Annotated in this window: 22 protein-coding genes; 14 read left to right on the forward strand and 8 right to left on the reverse strand. The window is 35.0% G+C overall.

The genetic code is table 11. The annotated features are described in order from the left end of the window. The first annotated feature begins 214 nt into the window (after nucleotides 1-214). The 6 genes from RMR19_RS08410 (at nucleotide 215) to RMR19_RS08435 (ending at nucleotide 8,052) form a co-directional block, all read left to right on the forward strand. Nucleotides 215-1,309: an FIST signal transduction protein gene (locus RMR19_RS08410; protein WP_310603044.1), complete on the forward strand. Its 1,095-nt coding sequence runs from the start codon at nucleotides 215-217 to the stop codon at nucleotides 1,307-1,309. A gap of 15 nt (nucleotides 1,310-1,324) precedes the next feature. Then, nucleotides 1,325-2,278, forward strand: coding sequence for a methyl-accepting chemotaxis protein (locus tag RMR19_RS08415; protein WP_310603045.1), 954 nt, complete (start codon nucleotides 1,325-1,327; stop codon nucleotides 2,276-2,278). Between the two features lie 31 nt (nucleotides 2,279-2,309). Next, nucleotides 2,310-3,743, forward strand: a complete 1,434-nt coding sequence (locus RMR19_RS08420) for a PEGA domain-containing protein (RefSeq protein ID WP_310603046.1) — start codon at nucleotides 2,310-2,312, stop codon at nucleotides 3,741-3,743. Nucleotides 3,744-3,981: 238 nt separating this feature from the next. After that, on the forward strand, nucleotides 3,982-5,715 hold the full coding sequence (locus RMR19_RS08425; protein WP_310603047.1) for a phospho-sugar mutase: 1,734 nt from the start codon (nucleotides 3,982-3,984) through the stop codon (nucleotides 5,713-5,715). A 196-nt stretch (nucleotides 5,716-5,911) separates the two neighbouring features. Then, nucleotides 5,912-6,358: a protease complex subunit PrcB family protein gene (locus RMR19_RS08430; RefSeq protein WP_310603048.1), complete on the forward strand. Its 447-nt coding sequence runs from the start codon at nucleotides 5,912-5,914 to the stop codon at nucleotides 6,356-6,358. A gap of 125 nt (nucleotides 6,359-6,483) precedes the next feature. Continuing rightward, the gene (locus RMR19_RS08435; protein ID WP_310603049.1) at nucleotides 6,484-8,052 is read left to right on the forward strand and encodes a DUF3794 and LysM peptidoglycan-binding domain-containing protein; all 1,569 of its coding nucleotides are present in this window, start codon (nucleotides 6,484-6,486) and stop codon (nucleotides 8,050-8,052) included. A 107-nt stretch (nucleotides 8,053-8,159) separates the two neighbouring features. On the opposite strand, the gene RMR19_RS08440 is transcribed toward RMR19_RS08435, so the two are convergent. After that, on the reverse strand, nucleotides 8,160-8,753 hold the full coding sequence (locus tag RMR19_RS08440) for a hypothetical protein (RefSeq protein ID WP_310603050.1): 594 nt from the start codon (nucleotides 8,751-8,753) through the stop codon (nucleotides 8,160-8,162). A gap of 214 nt (nucleotides 8,754-8,967) precedes the next feature. Here RMR19_RS08440 and ispE point away from each other — a divergent pair, with 214 nt between their 5' ends. The 6 genes from ispE (at nucleotide 8,968) to RMR19_RS08470 (ending at nucleotide 13,658) form a co-directional block, all read left to right on the forward strand. Next, entirely contained in the window at nucleotides 8,968-9,843 is an 876-nt protein-coding gene (ispE, locus tag RMR19_RS08445; RefSeq protein WP_310603065.1) for a 4-(cytidine 5'-diphospho)-2-C-methyl-D-erythritol kinase, read from the forward strand. A gap of 27 nt (nucleotides 9,844-9,870) precedes the next feature. After that, on the forward strand, nucleotides 9,871-10,524 hold the full coding sequence (locus RMR19_RS08450) for a GntR family transcriptional regulator (RefSeq protein ID WP_310603066.1): 654 nt from the start codon (nucleotides 9,871-9,873) through the stop codon (nucleotides 10,522-10,524). An 82-nt stretch (nucleotides 10,525-10,606) separates the two neighbouring features. Beyond that, nucleotides 10,607-11,275 carry a stage II sporulation protein R gene (gene spoIIR, locus RMR19_RS08455; protein ID WP_310603051.1) on the forward strand — a complete coding sequence of 223 codons (669 nt, stop codon included), beginning with the start codon at nucleotides 10,607-10,609 and terminating at the stop codon, nucleotides 11,273-11,275. A gap of 30 nt (nucleotides 11,276-11,305) precedes the next feature. Next, nucleotides 11,306-12,367, forward strand: a complete 1,062-nt coding sequence (locus RMR19_RS08460) for a D-alanine--D-alanine ligase family protein (protein ID WP_310603052.1) — start codon at nucleotides 11,306-11,308, stop codon at nucleotides 12,365-12,367. An 11-nt stretch (nucleotides 12,368-12,378) separates the two neighbouring features. Then, nucleotides 12,379-13,191, forward strand: a complete 813-nt coding sequence (murI, locus tag RMR19_RS08465; RefSeq protein ID WP_310603053.1) for a glutamate racemase — start codon at nucleotides 12,379-12,381, stop codon at nucleotides 13,189-13,191. A gap of 23 nt (nucleotides 13,192-13,214) precedes the next feature. Then, nucleotides 13,215-13,658: a DUF1934 domain-containing protein gene (locus tag RMR19_RS08470; protein ID WP_310603054.1), complete on the forward strand. Its 444-nt coding sequence runs from the start codon at nucleotides 13,215-13,217 to the stop codon at nucleotides 13,656-13,658. A gap of 48 nt (nucleotides 13,659-13,706) precedes the next feature. Here RMR19_RS08470 and RMR19_RS08475 read toward each other — a convergent pair whose 3' ends face one another. The 5 genes from RMR19_RS08475 to RMR19_RS08495 all read right to left on the reverse strand — a co-directional run bounded on the left by RMR19_RS08475 (nucleotide 13,707) and on the right by RMR19_RS08495 (nucleotide 20,035). After that, entirely contained in the window at nucleotides 13,707-14,162 is a 456-nt protein-coding gene (locus tag RMR19_RS08475) for a hypothetical protein (protein ID WP_310603055.1), read from the reverse strand. Nucleotides 14,163-14,313: 151 nt separating this feature from the next. Next, a complete protein-coding gene (locus tag RMR19_RS08480; RefSeq protein WP_310603056.1) occupies nucleotides 14,314-15,042 on the reverse strand; it encodes a lysophospholipid acyltransferase family protein in 729 nt (242 codons plus the stop codon). Between the two features lie 114 nt (nucleotides 15,043-15,156). Then, nucleotides 15,157-16,536, reverse strand: a complete 1,380-nt coding sequence (locus RMR19_RS08485) for a M15 family metallopeptidase (RefSeq protein ID WP_310603057.1) — start codon at nucleotides 16,534-16,536, stop codon at nucleotides 15,157-15,159. 210 nt (nucleotides 16,537-16,746) lie between these two features. Next, on the reverse strand, nucleotides 16,747-18,210 hold the full coding sequence (locus tag RMR19_RS08490) for a nicotinate phosphoribosyltransferase (protein WP_310603058.1): 1,464 nt from the start codon (nucleotides 18,208-18,210) through the stop codon (nucleotides 16,747-16,749). Nucleotides 18,211-18,247: 37 nt separating this feature from the next. Then, the gene (locus tag RMR19_RS08495; RefSeq protein WP_310603059.1) at nucleotides 18,248-20,035 is read right to left on the reverse strand and encodes a methyl-accepting chemotaxis protein; all 1,788 of its coding nucleotides are present in this window, start codon (nucleotides 20,033-20,035) and stop codon (nucleotides 18,248-18,250) included. Between the two features lie 345 nt (nucleotides 20,036-20,380). On the opposite strand from RMR19_RS08495, the gene RMR19_RS08500 reads away from it, so the two are divergent. Then, the gene (locus RMR19_RS08500) at nucleotides 20,381-21,283 is read left to right on the forward strand and encodes a DUF3298 and DUF4163 domain-containing protein (RefSeq protein ID WP_310603060.1); all 903 of its coding nucleotides are present in this window, start codon (nucleotides 20,381-20,383) and stop codon (nucleotides 21,281-21,283) included. A 60-nt stretch (nucleotides 21,284-21,343) separates the two neighbouring features. Here the strand turns inward: RMR19_RS08500 and RMR19_RS08505 are convergent, their stop codons facing one another. Beyond that, complete coding sequence (locus RMR19_RS08505; protein WP_310603061.1) at nucleotides 21,344-22,135, reverse strand: helix-turn-helix transcriptional regulator; 792 nt, start codon at nucleotides 22,133-22,135, stop codon at nucleotides 21,344-21,346. A 148-nt stretch (nucleotides 22,136-22,283) separates the two neighbouring features. Here RMR19_RS08505 and RMR19_RS08510 point away from each other — a divergent pair, with 148 nt between their 5' ends. Further along, a complete protein-coding gene (locus RMR19_RS08510; protein ID WP_310603062.1) occupies nucleotides 22,284-23,072 on the forward strand; it encodes a DUF7402 domain-containing protein in 789 nt (262 codons plus the stop codon). Nucleotides 23,073-23,186: 114 nt separating this feature from the next. Here RMR19_RS08510 and RMR19_RS08515 read toward each other — a convergent pair. Further along, nucleotides 23,187-23,757: GH36-type glycosyl hydrolase domain-containing protein (locus RMR19_RS08515; RefSeq protein ID WP_331654681.1), on the reverse strand; the 571-nt coding region annotated here is incomplete at its 5' end.

The following is a 23,757-nucleotide window of genomic DNA, read 5'->3' on the forward strand; positions in this document are numbered from 1 at the left end:
TATAATTCGAAATGAATAAAAAGAAAAGAAAATTTTATTTTAAAGGATATCTAGTAACCTGTATACATTATATTATTGGTAGTATAATAGTATTACTTTAAAAAAAGGAAAAAGTTTGTTATAATGTGACTTATGGAAAACAACGAAGTGATTTTTCTGGTATGTTTTTCAGGGATTGAAACTTAATTACAATGGTAAAAATGAGGAGGAACATATGCAGGTATCTACGTGTCTAGAACGCAGTGGAAGTATTAAACAGGACATATTAAACGCAAAGGGGAAGTTAAGAAATATACATTTTTTGATTTTTGCGTGTAGCTATGACCAAATTGAGGAATATACAGCGGAGATAAAGAAAGAGTTTTCAGACGTAAAATTCATTGGAACTACAGGGATCGGGTTCCTAGATAAAGAGTCATATCAAAAAGGCATTGGATTTATTGGTTTTGGTGAAGGAATAAAAGTAGAGACAGGGCTTATCAGAAATCTATCTACTTGTCCTCTTTCAAGTATAATGGAACTAGATCGTGCAGTGAGAAATGTGAATCCTAGCAGGGATAATACAATTTGTCTTGAATATTGTACAGGCCATGAAGAACGTTTAGTGTCAACAATGAATGTAGTTTTAGAGAAGCAACAAATTCCTTTAGTTGGAGGAACAACAGGAAATACACCAGAGAATAAGAATAAAGTGGTTGTATGTGATGGTGAAGTTGTTGAAGATGCAGCAGTATTTGCAGTGATTAAGAATGTAAATGGAAAGATTGCGGTTATTAAGGAGAATATATTCAGCCCTAGAAAGACACAATATACTGCAACAAAAGTTGATGAAAAGAACAGAAAAGTGATTGAACTGAATAATAGAAAAGCATCTGAGGTTTGTGCAGAGGCATTAGGAATTCGTGAAAACCAAATTGCAGATCATGCACTTACAAATCCTTTATGTAGAACAGTTGGAAAAGAAAATTATATCTGTGCAATTAAGAACGTTAACTCAGATGGAAGTTTGTCTACATATAAGATTATACAGAAGAATGATATCGTACAAATAATGGATATTGATGAGAATGTTAAAGCGCATGTGTTAGAAACAATTAGAGAACAGAGAAATAAAGGTAGAAAGATAGAAGCAATTGTATCAGTTAACTGTATTCTGCGATATCTGTATTTTGAGCAGACCGCATTTACAAAGGAGTATGCAGGAATCTTAGCAGATGTAGCACCTCACTTTGGAATTGTAGGTGATGGAGAACAGTTTATAAACCAACACGTTAATCAAACAATGGTATGTGCAGTATTTACCAACTAGAAGTAGGAGGATTTTATGTTCGGAAGAAAAAAGAATGTGGAGTTAGTGACTGCACAAGAGACTAGAAATGTTCGACAAGACGATACATATGATATTATTAAAAAGTCGGTAGATTTTTTAGAATTACAAACAAACAATTTGTTAGAAGAAGAATCTATGACAGTAAAGGAAACGAAATTGATTCATAATGCAGCGGCAACAATGAAAAAGCAAACAGAGCACATTATGGAAAACATGGAACTCTTCGAAGAGCAATTAGCGGAAATTACAAAGATAGAAGATGATTTTAAGAAATCTACTATCTATATGAAGGATACTGTAAAAGAAGGACGAGAAGAGATAACAAATCTTAATCAAGTTTCTGAGCAGATGAAGAAGAATTTTGATACGATGCAAGATGTTATTAATAATTTTAAAACAGCATTTGATGAGATTAAAGAATATACGGTAGGAATTATCGATATCGCATCACAAACAAATCTTTTGGCTTTAAATGCATCGATTGAAGCAGCAAGAGCAGGCGAAGCAGGAAGAGGATTTGCTGTTGTTGCAGAACAGATAACAAAATTAGCAGAAGGAACGAAGGGATTAGTTGATAATATTAACGGAACACTAGGGACAGCGCAGAAACAATCCGATAATCTAAGTAATAGCTTTAAAGCAGTTCTGGATTCTGCGAGTCAAAACAGTGAGCAAGTTGAAAAAACAGGTGTCGTATTAGAAAGTTTTACGAAAGTTGCTGAGAAGATTGAGAGAAAATCACAAGAATATTCAGAAGCAATTCAGGATACTGCGAATAAAGCGAATTCATTAAAGCTTGAATTGGATAAATCCAATGGATGCTGTGATAATGTATTTAATAATGTAGAAGCATTACAAGAGCAGATTACAAACAAGGGAATTATCTATGAGAATATAGAGAATATCTTGGAACAGTTTAAACCGTTAGTAGAGCAAAATAACAGATAATATCGTTTGAAGAAAGTTGGAGGTATATGCCATGAAACACAATAGACAAGATAATAATAGTTATGATAGATATAGAAAGTATATACCCTTTGTTATCTTGGTAGCTATGATGGCATTAATAATTTCTGTGATTACTGGTGAAGCTGATTCGAATAAAGGAAACAAGAAGTCGGCAGGTACAGTTGGAGCAGCGGGTTTAGCAGAGAAAGAGCAGGTTACGTATGATCGAAAGATCGTTGCCGTAGTGAAGGCAATTGATATGAAGAAAAAGAGTATTACATTATATAATATAGATGGAAATAATGAGATTATATTATATTATGATGGTGCAACAGATGTTAGGGATAACTATAATCAAGTAATTACGATGCCACAATTAGATGTGGGCGAAATTGTAGATGTATATTATATGCTTGATAATAATATAGTAGGAATTCGTATATCACAAGATGCATGGGAATACAAAAAAGTAAGTAACTTAGTTATTAATAATGAAAAGAAAATGATGAGCATTTCCTCAAGGAATTATCAATTTACAGGAGATCTTATTATAGCAAGTGAAAATCAGTTGATTAACTTAATTGATATGAGCGAAAAAGACGAGTTAACATTAAAAGGAATTGGAAGTAAAGTATATTCGGTTATCGTGACAAAAGGGCATGGTTACATTCGATTTTCAAATTACAGTGATTTTGTAGGTGGAAATCTTGAGATTGGTAATGAGAATATGATAGCCATATCAGAGGATATGCTTGTAGTTGTCAGGGAAGGTGACTATAAGCTTACGATGGAAAATAAGGGACTAGTAGGAAGTAAGTTAGTTCGAGTATTAAGAAATCAAGAAATCCTTGTTGATATGGGTGAGTTTAGAAAAGAAGCTCCACAAGTGGGAAAAGTAGAATTTACAGTAATCCCAGATGGTGCTGACTTAACTGTCGATGGAAAAGAGATTGACTATTCAAAACCAATTGAGTTGAAATATGGTGACCATGCAGTTACAGTTACATTAAGTGGATATGAAGAATATACAGGGACAATTACCGTTGATGAGTCAAGTATGCAGTTCTTTATAACATTAGTAGAGCCAGTAAAGACAGAAGATGATTCAACTTCAACGGATACATCAAACGCGAATACTAATTCAAACGATAGTTCAAACGATACTTCGGGTGATTCTTCTACCACAAGTGATGATGAGAGTCTGGAAGAGGAAGTCAAGAACGCAGATACAAGCAATAATTCGGTGGATTCGGAACACAAGATTTACGTACAGACTCCAATCGGTGTTGCTGTGTACTGGGATGGCGAACTTATGGGTACAGCACCAGTTAATTTTACAAAACAAGTAGGAAGCTATACGATTTCTTTAGCAGCAGATGGTTATGAAACAGTAAGTTATCCTGTAATAATTGCAGACGATGGCGAAGATGTTTATTTGAATTTTCCAGTGTTAACAGCAAAATAAATATTTTAATAAAAAATAGAAAGTTTTAGTAGAGTAAAAAAATGATACCATCTTATTAAAAAAATCGAAATTTGTGTATGGAAAAGCGATAAAAAACGTGATATAATCATGATGATTCGAAAATTTTTCGAAAAAACGTGTATAATGTCGATAACGACTAAAATAATGATTCTTGCAATGATAAGAATTTCTTGTTACTATACTGTTAATAGTTTTATGAATTTATAGGAGGATGGATATGGACTACAAAAAGTTATATGAAGAATGGTTAAGCAACCCTTACTTTGATGAAACAACAAAAGAAGAGTTACTTGCAATTAAAGAGGATGAGAAAGAGATTAAGGAAAGATTCTATACAGACTTAGAATTTGGTACTGCTGGTTTACGTGGAGTTATCGGTGCTGGTACAAACAGAATGAATATGTATACAGTTCGTAAAGCAACACAAGGTTTAGCAAACTATATTATTAAAGCTGGATTTGCTAATATGGGAGTTGCAATTGCGTATGATTCAAGACGTATGTCACCAGAGTTTGCAGATGAAGCAGCATTATGTTTATGTGCAAACGGAATTAAAGCGTATGTATTTGAATCATTAAGACCTACTCCAGAATTATCATTTGCTGTTAGAAAATTAAGCTGTATCGCTGGTATTAACATTACAGCAAGCCATAATCCACCAGAATATAATGGTTATAAAGTATACTGGCAAGATGGCGCACAAATCACACCTCCACATGACAATGGTATTATGGATGAAGTAAAAGCGGTAGTAGACTATAGTACAGTTAAGACTATGGAGAAAGAAGCAGCAATGGAAGCTGGATTATATGAAGTAATCGGAGCTGAAATTGACGATGCCTATATCGCTGAATTAAAGACACAAGTAATTCATGAAGATTGCATTAAGCAAGTAGCTGACCAAATTAAAATCGTATACACACCTTTACATGGAACAGGAAATATTCCAGCGAGACGTGTATTAAAAGAAATTGGTTTTGATAACGTATATGTTGTACCAGAACAAGAATTACCAGATGGTGAATTCCCTACAGTAAGTTATCCAAATCCGGAAGCAGAAGAAGCATTTACGTTAGCATTAAAGCTTGCAAAAGAAAAAGATGCAGACCTTGTACTTGCAACTGATCCAGATGCTGACCGTTTGGGAGTATACGTAAAAGATACAAAATCAGGCGAATATATTCCAATGACAGGTAATATGTCAGGCTGTTTACTTGCTGATTATGAAATCAGTCAAAGAAAAGAGAGAGATGGTTCTCTTCCAGCAGATGGTGCATTAATTAAGACAATTGTAACTTCTAATATGGCAGATGCAATTGCAAAGCACTATGATGTAAAATTAATTGAAGTATTAACTGGTTTTAAATTCATTGGTCAACAAATTCTTGGATTTGAAAATAATAACAATGGGACATACCTATTCGGTTTTGAAGAAAGTTATGGTTGTCTAATCGGTACTCATGCTAGAGATAAGGATGCAATTGTGGCAACAATGGCACTTTGTGAAGCAGCAGCTTACTATAAGACAAAGAACATGACCCTTTGGGATGCATTAGTTGAACTATATGACCGTTATGGTTACTACAAAGATGATGTACAATCTGTAACTATGAAGGGTATTGAAGGATTAGAGAAGATTCAACAAATCCTTAATACATTAAGAACAAATCCACCTACACAAGTTGGTGACTATAAAGTATTATCAGCAAGAGACTACAAATTAGATACAATCAAAGATTTAGCAACAGGAGAAGTAAAACCAACTGGACTTCCTTCTTCTAACGTATTGTATTATGATTTGAGTGATAATGCTTGGCTTTGTGTAAGACCATCGGGAACAGAGCCAAAAGTTAAATTCTACTATGGAATCGTAGGAACTTCATTAGAAGATGCAAATGCAAAATCAGCAGCACTTGGTAAAGAAGTATTAGCTATGATTGATCGTATGTAATCAAGATAATAAAATAGATAACATCAAAAAACTCTTTGACGGGACAAGTCAAGGAGTTTTTTTGGTATGTTTTTTGCGAAGCAAACATAATATATAATAAGTGTAATTATTCAGAAGGTAGTAACGCAATGTGTTTTCTGTGAGTGAAAGTCACAGAAAATCCGGGGGTAACAGCGCCAAATCTAGGAGATAATCTATGAGGACATGGTTGAAAGGAAAGCAGTGTAGAGGTGTGTTAATGAAACGATTAGGGATAGTAGCAATGTGTCTAATTACAATTATGTTAGCAGGTTGTAAATCGGAGAAAGCAGACATTAAGAAGATTAAAGACCTAGAATTTACAGTTGTTGAAGATGCCTATGTGCCAGAAGAACTAATGACTATGATTAATGAGAAAAAAACAGATGCATTTAAGATGACATTCAAGAGTGGCGAATATTTCTACATAATTGTTGGATATGGAGCAAAGCCAACAGGAGGATACAGTATTGCAGTAAATGAAGTGTTCTTGACAAGTAATGCAATCTACTTTGATACAGATTTGATTGGCCCAGAGAAAGCGGAATCCGTCTCAGAAGTTGTAACGTATCCCTATATAGTCGTTAAGTTGGAAGAGCTGGGTAAGCGGGTTGTGTTTAAATAGTAGATAACTATTCAGGATTACGTCCTTCAAGTTACAATAATAGTTATAAAAATACATAAGCGAAGAGGTTATATTATAAATGTTGATAACATATGTTAGTGATAGAAGGCAAGGAGGGATTATTTGTGGAGCTACTAAAAAAGAATATCCATATGAATAAATTAAAATGTAAAAGTAGTGTACAATTAACATTGGACGATGATTTTAACGTTCCAGATGTAAAGCCAGATATTTCGAGTATGATTAAAGAGCAGGGAAATATAATAATTTATGAGATTAAGCCCATGAACGGCAAATTAGCGGTTAAAGGTGCTTTGCAGTTTAATGTTCTCTATATTAGTGAAGAAGATACAAGACCTGTTCACCATCTTTCTGGAGAGATTCCATTTGAGGAAAGCATCAACATGGATGACGCTTGCGCAGAAGATAATATTATTGTGAAATGGGAATTAGAAGATTTAAATACAGGCCTTATTAATTCGAGAAAGGTAAGTGTTAAAGCAATCGCTTCTTTTTCATTTGCAGCGGAAGATGTGTACGATGAGGAAACAGCAGTTGCAGTAGAAGGTGACGATAATCTGCAGAGTAAGACAAAGCAGATGAATATAACACAACTTGCAGTAAATAAAAAGGATACATTTCGTATCAAGGATGAGGTATCAATTCCATCGAATAAGCCAAATATATTCGAAATCCTATATAGTGAAGTGGATTTAAGGAATACAGATATCCGTATGCAGGATGAGAAGATTAGTTTGAAGGGAGAGCTGATGCTATTCGTTCTATATGCTTCTGAGGACGAAGAACACCCAATTCAGTACATAGAAACAGAAGTTCCGTACAACGGGACAGTTGATTGCAATGGTTGCTTGGAAGAGATGATACCAGATATTGATATTACAATTAATAGCAAGGACATTGAAGTGAAGCCAGATACCGATGGAGAGGAAAGAGTTGTAGATGTAGAAGTTGTTCTTAATATGGATATTAAGGCTTATGAGGAAGATGAACTTGAGATATTATGTGACGTTTATTCTACAGCAAAAGATGTAATACCGACTTATAAAGAAGCGTTCTATGAGAATTTACTTGTTAAGAATAACAGCAAAGCCAGAATTACGGATCGTATCAAGAAATCGGATACGCAGCCAGGCATTATGCAGATATGCAATGCATATGGTAGTGTAAAAGTTGATGAAATGCAGATTGTAGATGGAGGAATTGAAGTAGATGGTGTAATTGAAGTTCAGGTGATGTATATCACAGATGAAGACCGTAGACCATTGAGTTCGATAAAAGGTATGATTCCATTTACGCAAACAATAGAAGTGAAGCAGATTAATGAAAACAGTTCCTTTGATGTTAAGCCAAATCTGGAATCGATTAGTGTGATTCTTCTTGATAGTGATGAGATTGAAGTTAAGACAGGTGTTAATCTAGCTACAATTGTATTCGATCGTATTGCAGAGCCTATTATCACGGAAGTTGCAGAACAGGATATTGATTTTGCAAAGTTACAGGAGATGCCAAGTATTGTAGGATACACTGTAAAACCAAATGATTCGCTGTGGTCAATTGCGAAGAAGTATTATACAACAGTTGATACAATTAAGGAAATCAATCAATTAGAGCAAGAGAGCATTAGAGTAGGAGAAAAGGTTTTGATTGTAAAGGCTGTAGACGCTATTCTATAAGAAGAGATAACAAAGGCTTTTAGATACGGTGGTTAAAACCGATATCTAAAAGCCTTTGTATGTTCTTAATTTAGAATGTCTGACGAATTCTGAGATGTTACAGAAAACTATTCAGTAGTTCCGTTTTTCCACTTATTAAATTTCTCGATTGTAGCATCATAAGTACGTTGGCAGATATCAGGAAGTTTGTCTCCCCATGCCTTTGTAGCTTGTTTAAACCCTTTCATAAAGGCATTCATCATTTCGTCTGCTTTGTCAGGATCTCCACCAGATAATGCTTGTGCAAAAGAAACGATTCTGTCAGAAGTTTGTTCAACTCCCCAGTATCCATCTTCTGCAATATCTTTTTTCGCTTGTGCAGCAGTTTGAGCATCTACTTCGACTTTACCTTCACGTAATAGTTTGTACATGTCCTCTTCGTTGGCGATTGAATAAGTACTACCTTGTTTTAATAGTAACTTTTCTACAAGAGAACGAAGTTGTGATGTGCGGTTTTCCGCATCTGCTTTCATCTTAGCAACCATTTCGGTGTTAGGAGTATACGTTGTTTTTTTTGTACTTGATGATTTCTCGTATACGGCAGCAGAGTCAGTTGATTTGCTTGTTTTTGCGCTGCTATCTTTCTTGCTTTCTGTAGAAGCAGTAGAAGTTGATGTAGCAGCGTATGTTTGTGATGATGTTGTAATTCCATTTACACTCATGACAGTTCCTCCTTGATTTTGAAATTAATACAATTAGTTATCTATTAACTATATCGGCATATTTTACTATTATATAAAGGGTATTTGATGATACTTGCAATTTTATTATCTGATGTGTATAATATTATGTATACAAGATACAAGTGTAAGAAATGGATTGGTAGTGTCGCAAAACAATATGTTTGAAAATGCGAAAGAGACGCTTAGGAGAGATATGAATACGATAATGTTAAAGGCTTACGCGAAGATAAATTTAGGGTTAGATGTCCTTGGGAAACGAGAGGATGGCTATCATGAAGTGCGTATGATTATGCAAAACATTCGCCTATATGATAAGCTCACTATGAAGAGGATAAATGAAGATAAAATTATACTTAAAACGAATCTTACGTATTTGCCGACGAATGAAAATAATTTGGTGTATCGAGCAATTCAATTGCTTAAAGAGGAATTTCATATTAAGCAAGGTGTGCATGTAGAGTTACAAAAGCATATCCCTGTGGCAGCAGGTTTAGCAGGGGGAAGTTCAGATGCAGCAGCAACCCTTATTGGAATGAACCGATTGTTTCATCTTAAACTATCAAAGAATGATTTGATGGAGCGAGCAGTAAAGCTTGGAGCAGATATTCCGTACTGCATTCTTGGAGGAACGGCATTATCAGAAGGAATTGGAGAGGTGCTTACCCCATTAGCACCTATGCCAAATGCATATGTTTTAATAGCGAAGCCACCTATTAATGTATCAACAAAATATGTGTATGAAAATCTAAAACTTGATGAGCAAACAAAACATCCAGACATTGATGGAATTATAAAGGCTATTGATTCGAAGGATTTACATGGGGTTACAGAACGATTAAATAACGTACTAGAAAGCGTGACAATAGAGAAATATCCAGTAATACAGGAAATAAAAGAAACAATGATTCAATTTGGTGCGATGAATGCACTTATGAGTGGAAGCGGGCCAACAGTTTTTGGCATTTTCGAGGATTTAAATTTAGCAAGAAAAGCTTTTTATCAATTAAAGATAGAGGGAAAAGCGAAGCAGATTTATTTGACGGACATATTTAATAGAAAAAGGGGGTAAATCCAAGTGAACGATTTGAAAGTTACGATGAATGAATACCTACCACTTAGAGATGTGGTATTCAATACATTAAGACAGGCAATATTAAAGGGCGAGTTAGAACCAGGGGAAAGATTAATGGAGATTCAACTTGCAGAGCGTCTGGGCGTTAGTAGAACACCGATTCGTGAAGCAATCCGTAAGCTTGAATTAGAGGGACTTGTAATTATGGTACCTAGAAAAGGTGCTGAAGTTGCAAGAATTACAGAAAAAGATCTAAACGATGTACTTGAAGTACGTTGTGCGCTTGAAGAGCTTGCAGTAGAGTTAGCTTGCAAGAAGATATCAAAAGAACAAATTGAAGAATTAGAGTCTACGTTAGTGACGTTCAAAGAAGCGATTCGTGGAAAGAATCTAACAGAGATGGCAGAGATGGATGAAAAATTCCATATGGTAATCTTTGAAGCAACAGGAAATGCAAGATTAATGCAAATATTAAACAATCTACGTGAACAGATGTATCGTTACCGCGTGGAATACTTAAAAGACAAAGAAGTATATGATAAACTTGTGGAAGAACATGAATCCATTGCGAAGAATATAATAGAATCAAATGTAGAATCTGCTAAGGATGATATTAAAAAACATATCTATAACCAAGCAATGACAATAAGCAAAAACATTAATTCTTCTGTGGAATAAAGATAGGTAAAAATTGGTAAACTGCGTATAATGTTTTTAAAAAAGGTAATACTCTGAATATGAAAATCATAGGAGGAGTATTATGAACAAGAAACAACAAAAACAGAAAGCAGTGGTTAAAAAATATATGATACGAATTCTTTTGTGCTATGTAGCATTTCTTATAATTGATTTCTCAATACATGCGACAAGTGCAAGTGAGATTACAAAAGGAATTTCGGAAAAGATAATTCGTTTGCATGTATTAGCAAATAGTGATGATAAATCGGATCAAGCACTAAAACTTAAGGTAAAGGATGCCGTTGTAGAGAGATTTGGGGCTGTATTAGCAAGTGCAAAGAATAGAGAAGAAGCAGAAGAACTGGTACAAGAGAATTTAGATAATATACATAGAGTGGCACTTGATGTCATAAAAGCGGAAGGATATAATTATGGTGTGAATGTATATCTCACAAATTGTATGTTTCCAACGAAAGTATATAAAGATTTAACGTTCCCTGCAGGAATGTATGAAGCGCTGCGAATTGATATTGGAACAGCAGAGGGAAAGAATTGGTGGTGTGTGATGTATCCGCCATTATGTTTTGTAGATCAGACGTATTCTATTGTTCCAGATGATTCTAAGAAGCAATTAGAAGATTTGCTGACAACAAGAGAATATGAATCTTTATTTACAGATGGGTCTACGAAGATTTCATATCGTTTTAAAATAGTAGAGATAATTGAAGATATGTTTCGTATCGGAGATTGAAAGAATTAAGAAGAAGAAGGGGTCAGGCATATGAGTAAGAAAAGCATAGCAATAATTTTTGGCGGAAAATCTTCAGAGCATGAAGTATCTTGTGTATCAGTAGTAACAGTTATTGAAAATATTGATACAGATGCCTACAATCTTGTATTAATAGGAATAACAAAAGAAGGAAAGTGGTTAAAAGTAGATTCTGCTAAGCAGATAACATCTGGTGAGTGGTATAACAGCAAAGAAAGTGCAATTTTATCACCAGATTCTTCACATAAAGGGATTTTAATTATCAAAGATAATAAAGTAGAGAAAGTTGCAGTTGATGTAATATTTCCGGTATTACACGGACTTAATGGAGAAGATGGTACAATTCAAGGTTTGTTTGAACTGTCTGGAATCCCATATGTAGGTTGTGGAGTACTATCGTCTAGTATCTCTATGGATAAATTATACACAAAAATAGTAGTTGATACATTGGATATTCGCCAAGCAAAATATGTTGCTGTATTAAAGAGTGACATGAAAAATATTGATGAAGTAACAAAAAGAGTTGAGGAATCTCTTGACTATCCAGTATTCGTAAAGCCTTCTAATGCGGGCTCTTCACAAGGGGTGTCGAAAGCGCATAACCGGGAAGAATTGGTAGTAGGTCTACAAGAAGCGATGAAGCATGATAGAAAAGTATTGGTAGAAGAGACGATTGTTGGAAGAGAGATTGAATGTGCAATTCTTGGAGGAAATGAACCAAAAGCTTCAGGTGTAGGTGAAATTCTTGCAGCAGCAGATTTCTATGATTATGAAGCAAAGTATCATAATGCAGAATCAAAGACTGTTCTTTCACCAGATCTTCCAAAAGAAGTAGAAGATAAGATTCGTAAATCAGCGGTTAACATATTTAAGGCAGTTGATGGATATGGATTATCCAGAGTTGATTTCTTTGTTGAGAATGGAACAAACGATGTTGTCTTCAATGAAATTAATACATTACCAGGATTCACTGGAATTAGTATGTATCCAATGCTATGGGAAGCAAAGGGTATTAGCAAGAAAACGTTAATTGAAAAAATCATTCAATCTGCTTATTCAAGAAAAGGAGAATAGGAGGAACAATCATGGATAAGAATGCTCCAATAGGCGTCTTTGATTCTGGTGTTGGTGGATTGACTGTAGCACGTGAGATAATGAAACAATTGCCCAATGAGAGAATCGTTTATTTTGGCGATACAGCTCGTGTTCCTTATGGTAGTAAATCAAAAGAAACGGTTATAACGTATGCGAGACAGATTACGAAGTTTTTACAGACAAAAGAGGTGAAAGCCATTGTTATTGCATGTAATACAGCATGTGCATTAGCTTTTGATACAGTAAAAGAGGAAAGTGATATTCCTGTAATTGGTGTAGTAAAACCAGGAGCGAAAGCGGCAGTAGCTTCAACGAAGAACGGAAGAATTGGTATTATTGCAACAGAAGCGACGATACAAAGTGGAATCTATGAAGAATTCTTGAGTCAGAGAAATCCAGAAGTGCAGGTATATGGTAAGGCTTGTCCTCTAATTGTACCATTAGTAGAAGAAGGATTGCTAGACGACAGCGTTACAATAGAAATTGCAAGTAGATATCTACAACCTTTAAAAGAGTATAATATAGATACATTAGTGCTTGGCTGTACACATTATCCGCTGATTCGCGATACATTACAAAAAGTAGCTGGTGATGAGGTTGTTCTTGTTAATCCAGCATTTGAAACAGCGAAATCATTAAAACGAATGTTGGAAAAATATAATATTCAAAGTGACAGAATAGAAGCGGTAACAAATCACAAGTTCTTTGTGAGTGATGGAGCTGAGAAATTTAAAGTTTTTGCAAACACAATATTACCATGTATTGTGGAAGAGACAAAGGATATTAATATAGAACAATATTAGTATTGTTATTAAGAGGAGTAAGTATGACAAAAGATGTTTTGGTAACGATAGCGGGTCTTCAATTTGAAGTTGATAGTGAGGAGCCGATAGAAGTTATAACAGCAGGTCAATATTTCTGTAAAAATGAAAAGCACTATATTCTTTATGAAGAAATCTTAGAGGATATGAAGGCAGTTTGTAAGAACAGAATTAAGATTAGTAGTGATATGGTTGAGATTTTAAAAACAGGTGCCAGTAATGTACATATGGTATTTGAAGTTGGTAAGAAGAATCTGACGTATTATAACACACCGTTTGGCAATTTGCTAATTGGCATAGATACAACGAAGATTGTATGCAACGAATCAGAAGATGTAATAGAGTTAAACATAGAGTATGGATTAGAAGTAAATTACTCACATGTATCTGAGTGCAGCATTACGGTTAAAGCAGCAACGAAGAAATCTAAGATAAAAGAAAATAGGTAATAAAAAATCCCTAGCGTTTGATTTAAAATCAAAAACTAGGGATTTTAATTAACCTTTTTTGCTAACTTTGTTTTTAATCTTTTTGAAGAAACCAACTTTTTCAGGTTTCACTTCAAGATTAGCACGAATACCTCTTACTTCCATGATGTAGATACCATTCATAACGGCTTTTACTTCTTTTTTGACTGGTATATTGTCAAAAATCTTCTCATCACAGATTAGAGTCATAATCTTAGGACCGATTTTAGCTTTAACAACTGGTACTTTCGAACCTCTAAGATATCTAGGTGTCTGATCAATTACCATTTGAGGAAGTCCAGCTTCCTTTAGTTTCATACGTTTCTTGTCTATTACTAATAAAGAGACTGTCTGAGCACCTTCCTTCATCTGTGCTTGAGAAACCTCTGATTTTTTTTGCATCTTGCTACCGAATATATAAAGTGCGACTAACGCAATAATCATAACAGCAAGTACGATTAGCAATACAATACTCCATGTTGGCATTTTATGTACCTCCTTCTTTTTTGTTCTATATTGTTTTGCAAAAAGCTACATATATGAGGACTAGTCATACGAACTAATTATAACATCATTTATTACAAATGAAAATAGTGTTTCGGGAATTCGAATGGAATTTTCTTCGATTCTGAAGTGGCTAAACAAGAGACTTGTTTTTCTCAAGTGTATCTTTGATAATACCTTGTACATAAGGAGCAAGGTGTTTTCTATCCTCAGCAGAAAGTTCTTTAAGATAAATTGGTTCTCCGAATTCAACGATAACATGACCTTTTCGAACCCAAGGTAAATGTTGTTCAAATATTCCATCTGTATTATTCATGGAAACTGGTATAATTGGACAACCTGATTTTTCAGCAATCTTGAAGCTACCTTCTTTGAAAGGAAGCATCTCTGTTCCTTGATTTCTTGTGCCTTCTGGAGCGATAAATATAGAATGACCATGTTTAACTAAATCAATACCTTCAAGGATTGTTTTCATACCTTCACGAATATTATCACGATCAAGAAAGAGACAGTGTAGATTTTTCATCCAACTACTGATAAATGGAAGCTTACGCATCTCCTTCTTTGCAACAAAGCCAGTAAGCGTTGGAACAGAAGTATAACCAACTAAGATATCAAAATAACTTCTATGATTCGCAACATATAAAACAGCTTGATCTTTTGGAATGTTCTCTAAGCCAAGTATCGTTTTCTTGACACCACATCCAGCTAACATCATCTTAAATGCAGTAACTACAATCTTTTGTGAACTACGCACTTTTAGTTGTTTATCAAACTTCCCGATTAGGAATTCAATGAATAATAACGGGATGCTAATTATGAAAAAGATTAATAGAAATAAACCAACAAATAGTGTTTTCATTGTTACACCTGTACCTTTCGTAAAAAAATAATAAGAGTATTGCCAATATTCTTATAAAGAAATATTCGCAATACTCTTATTATATCATAAAGATGTAATATTAACCATAAAAAACTAGTTTTCAGTACCTGCGTCAGTATTATCCGATGTGTTATCAGTTGCAGTACCTGTACCCGTATCCGAAGGATTCGTAGTATCTTCTGGTGTAGATGGTTGCTCTGTATTCGAAGACGTTGAATCAGAAGACTTGCCATCGTCTTCTTGTTTTGAAGGGTCTGGTGTTGTATCTGCAGTATTGGAATCAGAGTTATTGTCAGTAGAATTCGAATCTGTCTTCTTTGTATCAGAAGGGGTAGTATTCGTGTCTGTTTTGTTTGAAGTGTCAGATTTGGAATCTGATTTTTTGTCCTTATTTGAATCCTTATCGGTATCTTTTTTTGTATCTTTCTTATCTGAGTCCTTTTTGTCATTATTCTTTGAGGTATCATCGGATTTTATTTGAGTATCCTCTTTGTCAGAAGAATCATTTTTGGTCTCGGATTCTGTCTTTGTGCCAGTTTTCGTGTTAGGAGTAGAGGTATCTGGCTTAGTAATTTCGTCGATAAGATCATCATCTGGCTCATCAACATCAATGGCATTATCATAATTATCTGTGGAATCATCATCTTTCACAGGAGGAGTATACTTATAATACTCTTCTAAGGTTAAATTGTTCTCATATAGGTATGTAGCTAGTTCTACGCCAAGGTAACGAATGTGCCAAGGCTCATAGGCATAGCCTGTAATATCTGATTTCTCTTGCGGGTAACGAATAATGTATCCATATTCATGAGCATGTTCGGCAAGCCATTTACCTTCCTTGGTATCAGCAAAAGATTCGCTAAGGCGATTTCCTATGGAAACAGCGGATACATCAATGGATAGACCTGTTTGATGCTCACTATATCCTGGTTTAGCAGAGTAACGGTTTGTATAATCCTCGCCTTTTGTTCTTAAGTTTCTATTATAGATAGAATTTTGTCTTGCATAGGAACGATATGCAGAGACACCAGATAGTGTATAACCGTCAGCAGATGCTGCGTTAAATAGGTTTTCAAGGGCATAGGCAGCTTCTTTTCTTAATAGACGTTTCTCATCTGAGTAAGTAAAACTAAATAAAATATTAGGTTCTATTAAATCAGAGGGGATATAGTCCTCTGGCAAATTATATTCTTTGTTTACAAATACAGTGATGCTTTCTGGGTCTGTGTTTATAGGTATATTTTCATTTGTAACTATAGGAATTGTATTAGTAGGATTGGTATTATGTGCAAGTGCAGGAGCAGACTCTGTAATTTCTGTCTCTTCTGTGCTGCTTGTATTCTCTTCTTCGTTATAGTAATATTCATAATCATTGGAAGAATTATTTGATTTAGACATAGATGTAAAGGATGAATATACAATAATGGAGAGAAGAAGACCAATTCCGACTATAACAAGTTTATTCTTATTCATAGTATCAGCCTTTCTTGTGGTCGACGGTAAAGTCGACATGGGACAGGGAGAATAAATCATAATAATATGTCGAATTTATTCTCTATTAAGTACAACAATCTCATTATAGCATAATGAGATGAAAATGCTAGATTTATTGAAAATATTAATAAAATAATAAGAAAAAATGGAGTTTACTCGAAAGGTAAACCCCATTTTTGAAAAAAAGCTTTATTTTTGGCTATGTGAATGAATATTATAATTGTCTAACAATTGATGTTTTAACTTCCATAATTCATTGGATAAATCAATATATACTTTGTGAGGGTTTACTAGACGTCTTGTTTCATCCCAAAGTGTGGATAACTCTTCTTGACAGTAGGCACGAATGTTCATAACTTTTGGCGATTCGTAGACACATTCACCATCAAGGAATACTGGTACTAAAAGTTCACGTAATGTATATTCACCAGCGTCTAGGTATGTTTTCTTCCAAGTAGAAATAGGATCAAAAAGTAAAAGCGGTTTATCTTCGGAAAGAGTTTCGTCTGCTAAAGCGATTAAATCAGCTTTTATTTTGCCATTTTCCTTTTCGTATACACGGAATACTGTTTTATTACCTGGGTTTGTGATTTTCCACTCATTTTCAGACAATTTGATTTTAGGAATAAATACACCGTCTTTTTCGATTGCTGCTAACTTATACACACCACCAAAAGCGGGGCAGTCTTTACTTGTAATTAGATTCGTACCTACACCCCATGAGGTAATAGCAGCACCTTGTGTTTTGAGTGAGTCAATAAGGTACTCGTCAAGGTCACTTGAGGCGCAAATAACAGCATCTTGGTATCCGGCATGGTCTAACATCTTACGTGCCTTTTTCGATAGGTAAGCAAGGTCACCACTATCAAGACGAATACCATAATTGGTAGGCATCTTTCCTTGACTTTTTAGTTCATCAAATACTTTGATTGCATTTGGTACACCACTACGAAGGGTATCATACGTATCAACTAAAAGAGTTGCATTGGTTGGATATAGTTCTGCATATTTACGGAAGGCAGTAAGTTCATCTTCGAAACTCATAATCCAACTGTGTGCATGTGTTCCAAGAGCAGGAACGTCAAATTCCTTTGCACACAACACGTTACTTGTGCCGATACAACCACCAATGATTGCAGCACGAGCACCTAATATACCTGCATCTGGTCCTTGTGCACGACGAAGACCAAATTCCATAATGCCTTCTCCACCAGCAGCAAATGCAACACGAGATGCTTTCGTAGCAATAAGACTTTGGTGATTAATAATATTAAGTAATGCAGTTTCAATAAGTTGTGCTTCCATAATAGGGGCAATTACTTTCACAAGTGGCTCCATTGGGAATACAACAGTTCCTTCTTTCATAGCATAGATACTACCAGTAAATTTGAAATTTGCTAAATACTCTAAGAAGTCTTCAGCAAACATATCCATGGAACGTAGATATGTGATATCGTCTTCTGTAAAATGTAAATCCTTAATATATTCGATTACTTGTTGCAATCCTGCTGCGATTGCATAACCACTTCCTGATGGATTTGTTCTATAGAAGGCATCAAAGATAACGGTATCGTTTGTGTTATTCTTGAAGTAACCTTGCATCATTGTTAATTCATAAAAATCTGTTAGTAACGTTAAATTTTGTTTGCTCATAGGGTTCTCCTTTTAAAAAGAACTATGTAAAAGATTATTATTCTACGGTAAATCGTTTTACACGTTCCATTAAGTCGTCAATGTCTTGTTTTAGAAGGGAAACCGTCTCGGTTGAACTGTTTACAACGCCAGATAGTTCCTCAGTCATAGCTAATGTTTCTTCGGTAGAAGCAGCATTGCTCTGTGCAAGTTCATTTAAGGTATCTAGTACGCTAGTAACACCTTGACGGTCATTATCCATTTTGTTGGTCATGGATTCAATCGTTGTAATAGAATTCATATACAGGTTTAAATCGCTATAAAGGGAACTAAAGATACTCTGTGTATCATTTAATGATTTTACCTGATTGTCAATGGTGCTATTAATCGTTTCCATAATGGATAATGATTTTTCGGAATTATCCATCAAGTTTTCGATGATGTTGGATATTTCTTCAACTGCTTGAGCAGACTGTTTTGCCAAGCTGCCGATTTCGTTAGCAACAACAGCAAATCCTTTACCGCTTTCACCAGCTCTTGCAGCTTCAATAGAAGCATTGAGCGATAACAAATCAGTCTGAGCGGAAATAGCATTAATTAACTCGGCTGCTTTTCTAATATTTTCAGCTGCCACATTAGTTGCTTTTGCCTGATGGAACATACTATCGACATCTTGCTGTGTTTTGGTATTAGCAACAACTAAATCTTTTAACTTATCGGAACATTGTTCACTTAACTCTCTCATTGTCTTAGAACTTGTACCAAGGGAAGTTGCTTCTTTGGAAGTGTTTTCAATACCATGTGCTAAGAATTTAATGTCATTAGAAGCTTCGCTTGTAGATGAAGCTTGTGAGTTAACATTCTTTGAAATATCATTAACCGCTAAACTTACTTCTTCAATCGAATGATTCATTTTTGAGAAGGACTGATCAAATTCATTCAAAGCGCCTGAAATGTTATCAGAGGCTGATGTGATATCTTTTACAAGTTTATTAATATTTTCTCTGGCAGAATTAAGATTTGTGGCTGTTAAACCAATTTCATCCATCTGTTTTACATCAATATATTTGGTTAAGTCACCCCTTGAAAGATAATTTGCAAATTCTTGCATACGTTTTAAAGGTTTTACAATAATAGTTCCAGTTACAATGGATACAATAGCGGTAATAATAATCATTACAACACCGCAAGCAATCATAATTGCACACATTTTCTTAAAGTCATTGTTGATGTCAGAGCGTACATCTTTCATCTCTGCATCCATATCATCAACATAGTTACCAGTAGAGATTGCCCAATTCCAAGGCTCGAATAAACCAGAATATGCAATCTTAGGAGCAACTGTAACACCATCAGCTTTGGTAAAATAAAATTCGTTAAATCCGCCCTTTTCAGAAGAACTACATGATGTAACAACGGATTGAATAATCATAATACCATTCTTATCTTCCAAATTGAAACGGTTATTGCCTTCTTGATCTGGTAAAATAGGGTGCATAATCAAGTTGTAATCCATATCATCAATCCAGAAATATCCGCTGTCATCATCACGGTAACGCATATTACGGATGATTTCCAAGCCTTCCTTTTGGGCTTCGGCTTCAGTCGATTCTCCGGCTTGTACCTTGTCGTATTCTGCTTGTAGAATTGCTAATACACTTTGAACCTGCGACTTGATTTCCTTTTTATAGCCTTCGTTCATGGCTGTTTCATATTTGTCATATGCATTATTCGTACTGGAGTTGATAAAGGAAATACCAAGCGATCCTATAATAATACAAATTACTGCGGATAGCAGCATGCAAATTGCCGCTAAAGTGGTTTTTAAACTTCTGTTTTTTTTCATAAAGCCTCTCTCCTATAACTGTGTATTTAGTTTTTGAAACTAGTAACACCTTTACTAATTACTCAATATTTCGGAGAATGTTTCCAAATGAATGCGGCTTGAGATAGAAGCTATTCACTTTTCTTATTCCGATTTTGTACAAACACAATCTTAAACAAGAATTCCTATTTGTTTGGTGATTAATGCTATCTGATACTCCCATTACATTATAGCATATTTCTGTAAATTTACAATGTTTATAGTTGACAAAAGGTTGCAATTGAATTACTGTAAAAAAGAAATTGATTGTAAAAAAGCATATTCGATAGGAGATATGGAAAAGTAGTATGGGTGTAGGAGGATGTTATGAAAAAAATCAAATGTACTATTGGAATCATTATAATGTCTGTTGGGTTAATTGGTTGTAGAAGTGATTATCATATGGAGGCTGATAATGCGAAGCAGGAGGTTGTGGAGTTAGGGGGAGATTTGGATTCAGAAGACCAAAAAGAACCAGACAAGAAAGAAGTAGTCAAGAAAGAGATTCCTTATACTAGATTTGAAGATTGTTTATATACATGGGAAGATAATGCGAATCCTGCGTTGCTTAATGGGTATGTGAAATTGAGTGAGAATGTGGAGAGTAAGTCTTATAATAATGATGTTGGTGCGGAAGTATTGAATAGGAAAACGACATATCTTGAAGGTGTAGATGCCTCTCAAAGTAAGATTAATAAGGCGTTGGAAGAAGCGAATGTAAGACGTGAGAAATCACTTGATAAGCAAGTAGAGGACGTTTTAGAGATGACAAAAGGTGATGTAGCACATGAATATATATTGGATGATTCGGAGCAAGTAATAAGAAACGATGAGAGGATGTTGACTATAATATATTCATTATATTCCTATACTGGTGGTGCGCATCCGAATTTATATAAAGAGGTTGTTTCCTATAATCCTGTAACTGGTGAAGAATTGACAATTGCATCAATTACGACAAATGAGGAAGCATTCAGACAATTTGTAGAAGACGCTTTACATACTTATGTAACAGAAAATAAGTGTGAAAACTTTTTATTTGGTGAGGAAGCTTATAAAGAAGCATTAAAAAACTGGGACAAAAATTGGTGGATTAACAATGGGTATCTGTTTGTGGGATTTAACACATATGATATAGCTCCCTATGCGGCAGGGCCGATTGTAATACCTGTTGATGTAACAGGGGCGGAATCTTATCTGAGTGAATATGGAAAAAGTCTGTTTCAGTAGCTATGATAAAGTGTAGCTATTATAGAGACAGCTGAGTTTATCATAGGCATCATAAAAAGGCTATTTTTTATTGTTTTGTCGATATTGGGAAGGGGTCATTCCTTCGAACTTTTTAAACTGGCGCATGAAATGAAGCTCATTTTCATAACCACAAAAATCCGCTAGTCGGTTAATTGGCATGTCGCTAGAGCATAGGTAGAATTTTGCTTGTTCTAGTCGTGCTCGAATGATATCCTGTTGGCAAGAGCAGCCAAAAAACTGCTTGTACAGATGTTGAAAATAGGAAGTACTTAAACAAAGAGAGTTAGCCATGTTATTTCCTGACCACTGCTCGGAAGGATTTGTGTAGAGCTGTGTTCGGAGCGAGATAAAGGAAGAGTAGTGTTTATGCTCAATATTAGAGTCAGGAAACTTATGTAGTTCTTCATCAAGAGTATAGAGAAGAGTACGCATAAGGGAATCAGAAATAAGCCCACAATGTGGAGAGCGTGAGTGAAACGTGTTTGCTAAAAGCTGAATATAGTGAGATAGTACATGAATATGAGGTAGATAAAAAGGTTGATTTAGGGGGATTTGTAGTATAGAAAACAGATCCTCCTCATCTTTTTTATCCATATTAAAATGAACCCAGTCATCATTATATATAGGTTCATTACAGCCGTAGTGAATATATGTATTTCGGTCAAATAAAATTACCATATTAGGTTTGGTTTGTGTGAGCGTTCCGTTCAAATAGAACCAAGCCTCTGTTTTTACAAGCAGAAGAAGATAGTTTGAAAGTCCGTCTTTATGTTCCATTTCAAATAAGCTGGTATGGTGAGAATTGTGGCCGCAGAATTTTATAGTTATCATAGATTCACTCCTTATAAAAAGCTGAAAAAGTCAGTTTAATAACATTGTAGAGTATTGCTCCATGCCTGTCAACTTTCTATAATTAATTTTATAATGATAATTATGTAAAAATGAAATACATGATACCAAAATAAGAGAGGACGATAATATGGCGGTTTTAGCGTTAAAAGTACTTGATAAGAATGGAAATACAATATGTGTAAGCAATGGTGATGATTATGTAAGTCTTGTTTGCACTACAGAGTATCAAGAAGGAGATCAAATTATCCTAGAAACATCGGAGAAAAACATTCATGTTGTTCTTCAAGTAGATGATGCAATGGGAGCAGCGTTAGTGTATATCACTGGAAATGTATTATACCAGATACCTTTTGGGGAAAAGAGAATTAGTTATTCACCAAAAGTATTCTATGGAAACAGACATCATATGTATGCAAGAGTCGCTAGAGAAGAGGAAATAAAAGCGTATCGAAATCTTGCATTAAATGTATGTGATCAGCATGGTGACACAAATTGTTTCCCACATGCTACAGCAAATGTTGAAACAAGAGGAGAAGCTATCTTTGCTGCTCGTAATGCTGTTGATGGTGTATGTGAAAACCGTTCTCATGGAGAATGGCCATATGAATCATGGGGGATCAATAGACGAGATGATGCAGAGATGAAAGTAGAATTTGGACAAGAAATTGAGACAGATAAAATTGTGTTATATACAAGAGCAGACTTCCCTCATGATAATTGGTGGACGCAAGTTACGCTAAGCTTCTCTGATGGAACTGAAATTGTATGGGATATGGAAAAAAGCTGTTTACCTCATGTTATAACATTCGAGAAGAAGCGAATTACATGGGTACGATTAGGTAATTTAATAAAAGCAGATGATCCATCACCTTTTCCAGCACTAAGTCAGATAGAAGTATACGGAACAGTACTTTAGATAAGGAGAACCCCTCTACAAGACCATATTTGGACTTATAGAGGGGTTTTAGTAAAATGTAAAATTAATTGATACCAGGGTCAAAAGGTCATACTTTTGACCCTGGTATCATTATTAACCTAAAATGATTGATACGTTGTATTCTTTCTTTCCGTCAGCGAAAGGAATGATGTTTCCGCTCATTTCTTGACCATCTACAACTAATTTAGCAACACCTTTTTGTGCGCCGTTTGGATTTTCAACAGTGATGTTGTATGTTGCATCACGGAAGATACGAGTAGCTTTGAATCCAGGCATATCGCTTGGGATACAAGGATCAACTACAAGACCATCGAATTCTGGACGAATACCAATGATGTATTGGGAAACGTTAACGAATGTCCATGCAGCAGTACCAGTTAACCAACTGTTTTTCGCTTCACCATGACGAGGAGCATCAGCACCTGCAACCATTTGTGAGTATACATATGGTTCTGTACGGTGAATTTCACTGATTTCTTCTACGTAAGCAGGACAAGTTTTCTTGTAAATTTCAAATGCACGGTCACCGCGTCCGATTACAGTTTCAGCGATAGAAACCCAAGGATTGTTGTGGCAGAAGATACCAGCATTTTCTTTGTATCCTGGTGGGTATGAAGAAACTTCACCAAGATTTAAGTGGTAATCTTTATAAGCAGGTTGTAAT

It is taken from the genome of Anaerosporobacter sp. (assembly GCF_031551385.1).
Taxonomy (GTDB): Bacteria; Bacillota; Clostridia; order Lachnospirales; family Lachnospiraceae; genus Anaerosporobacter.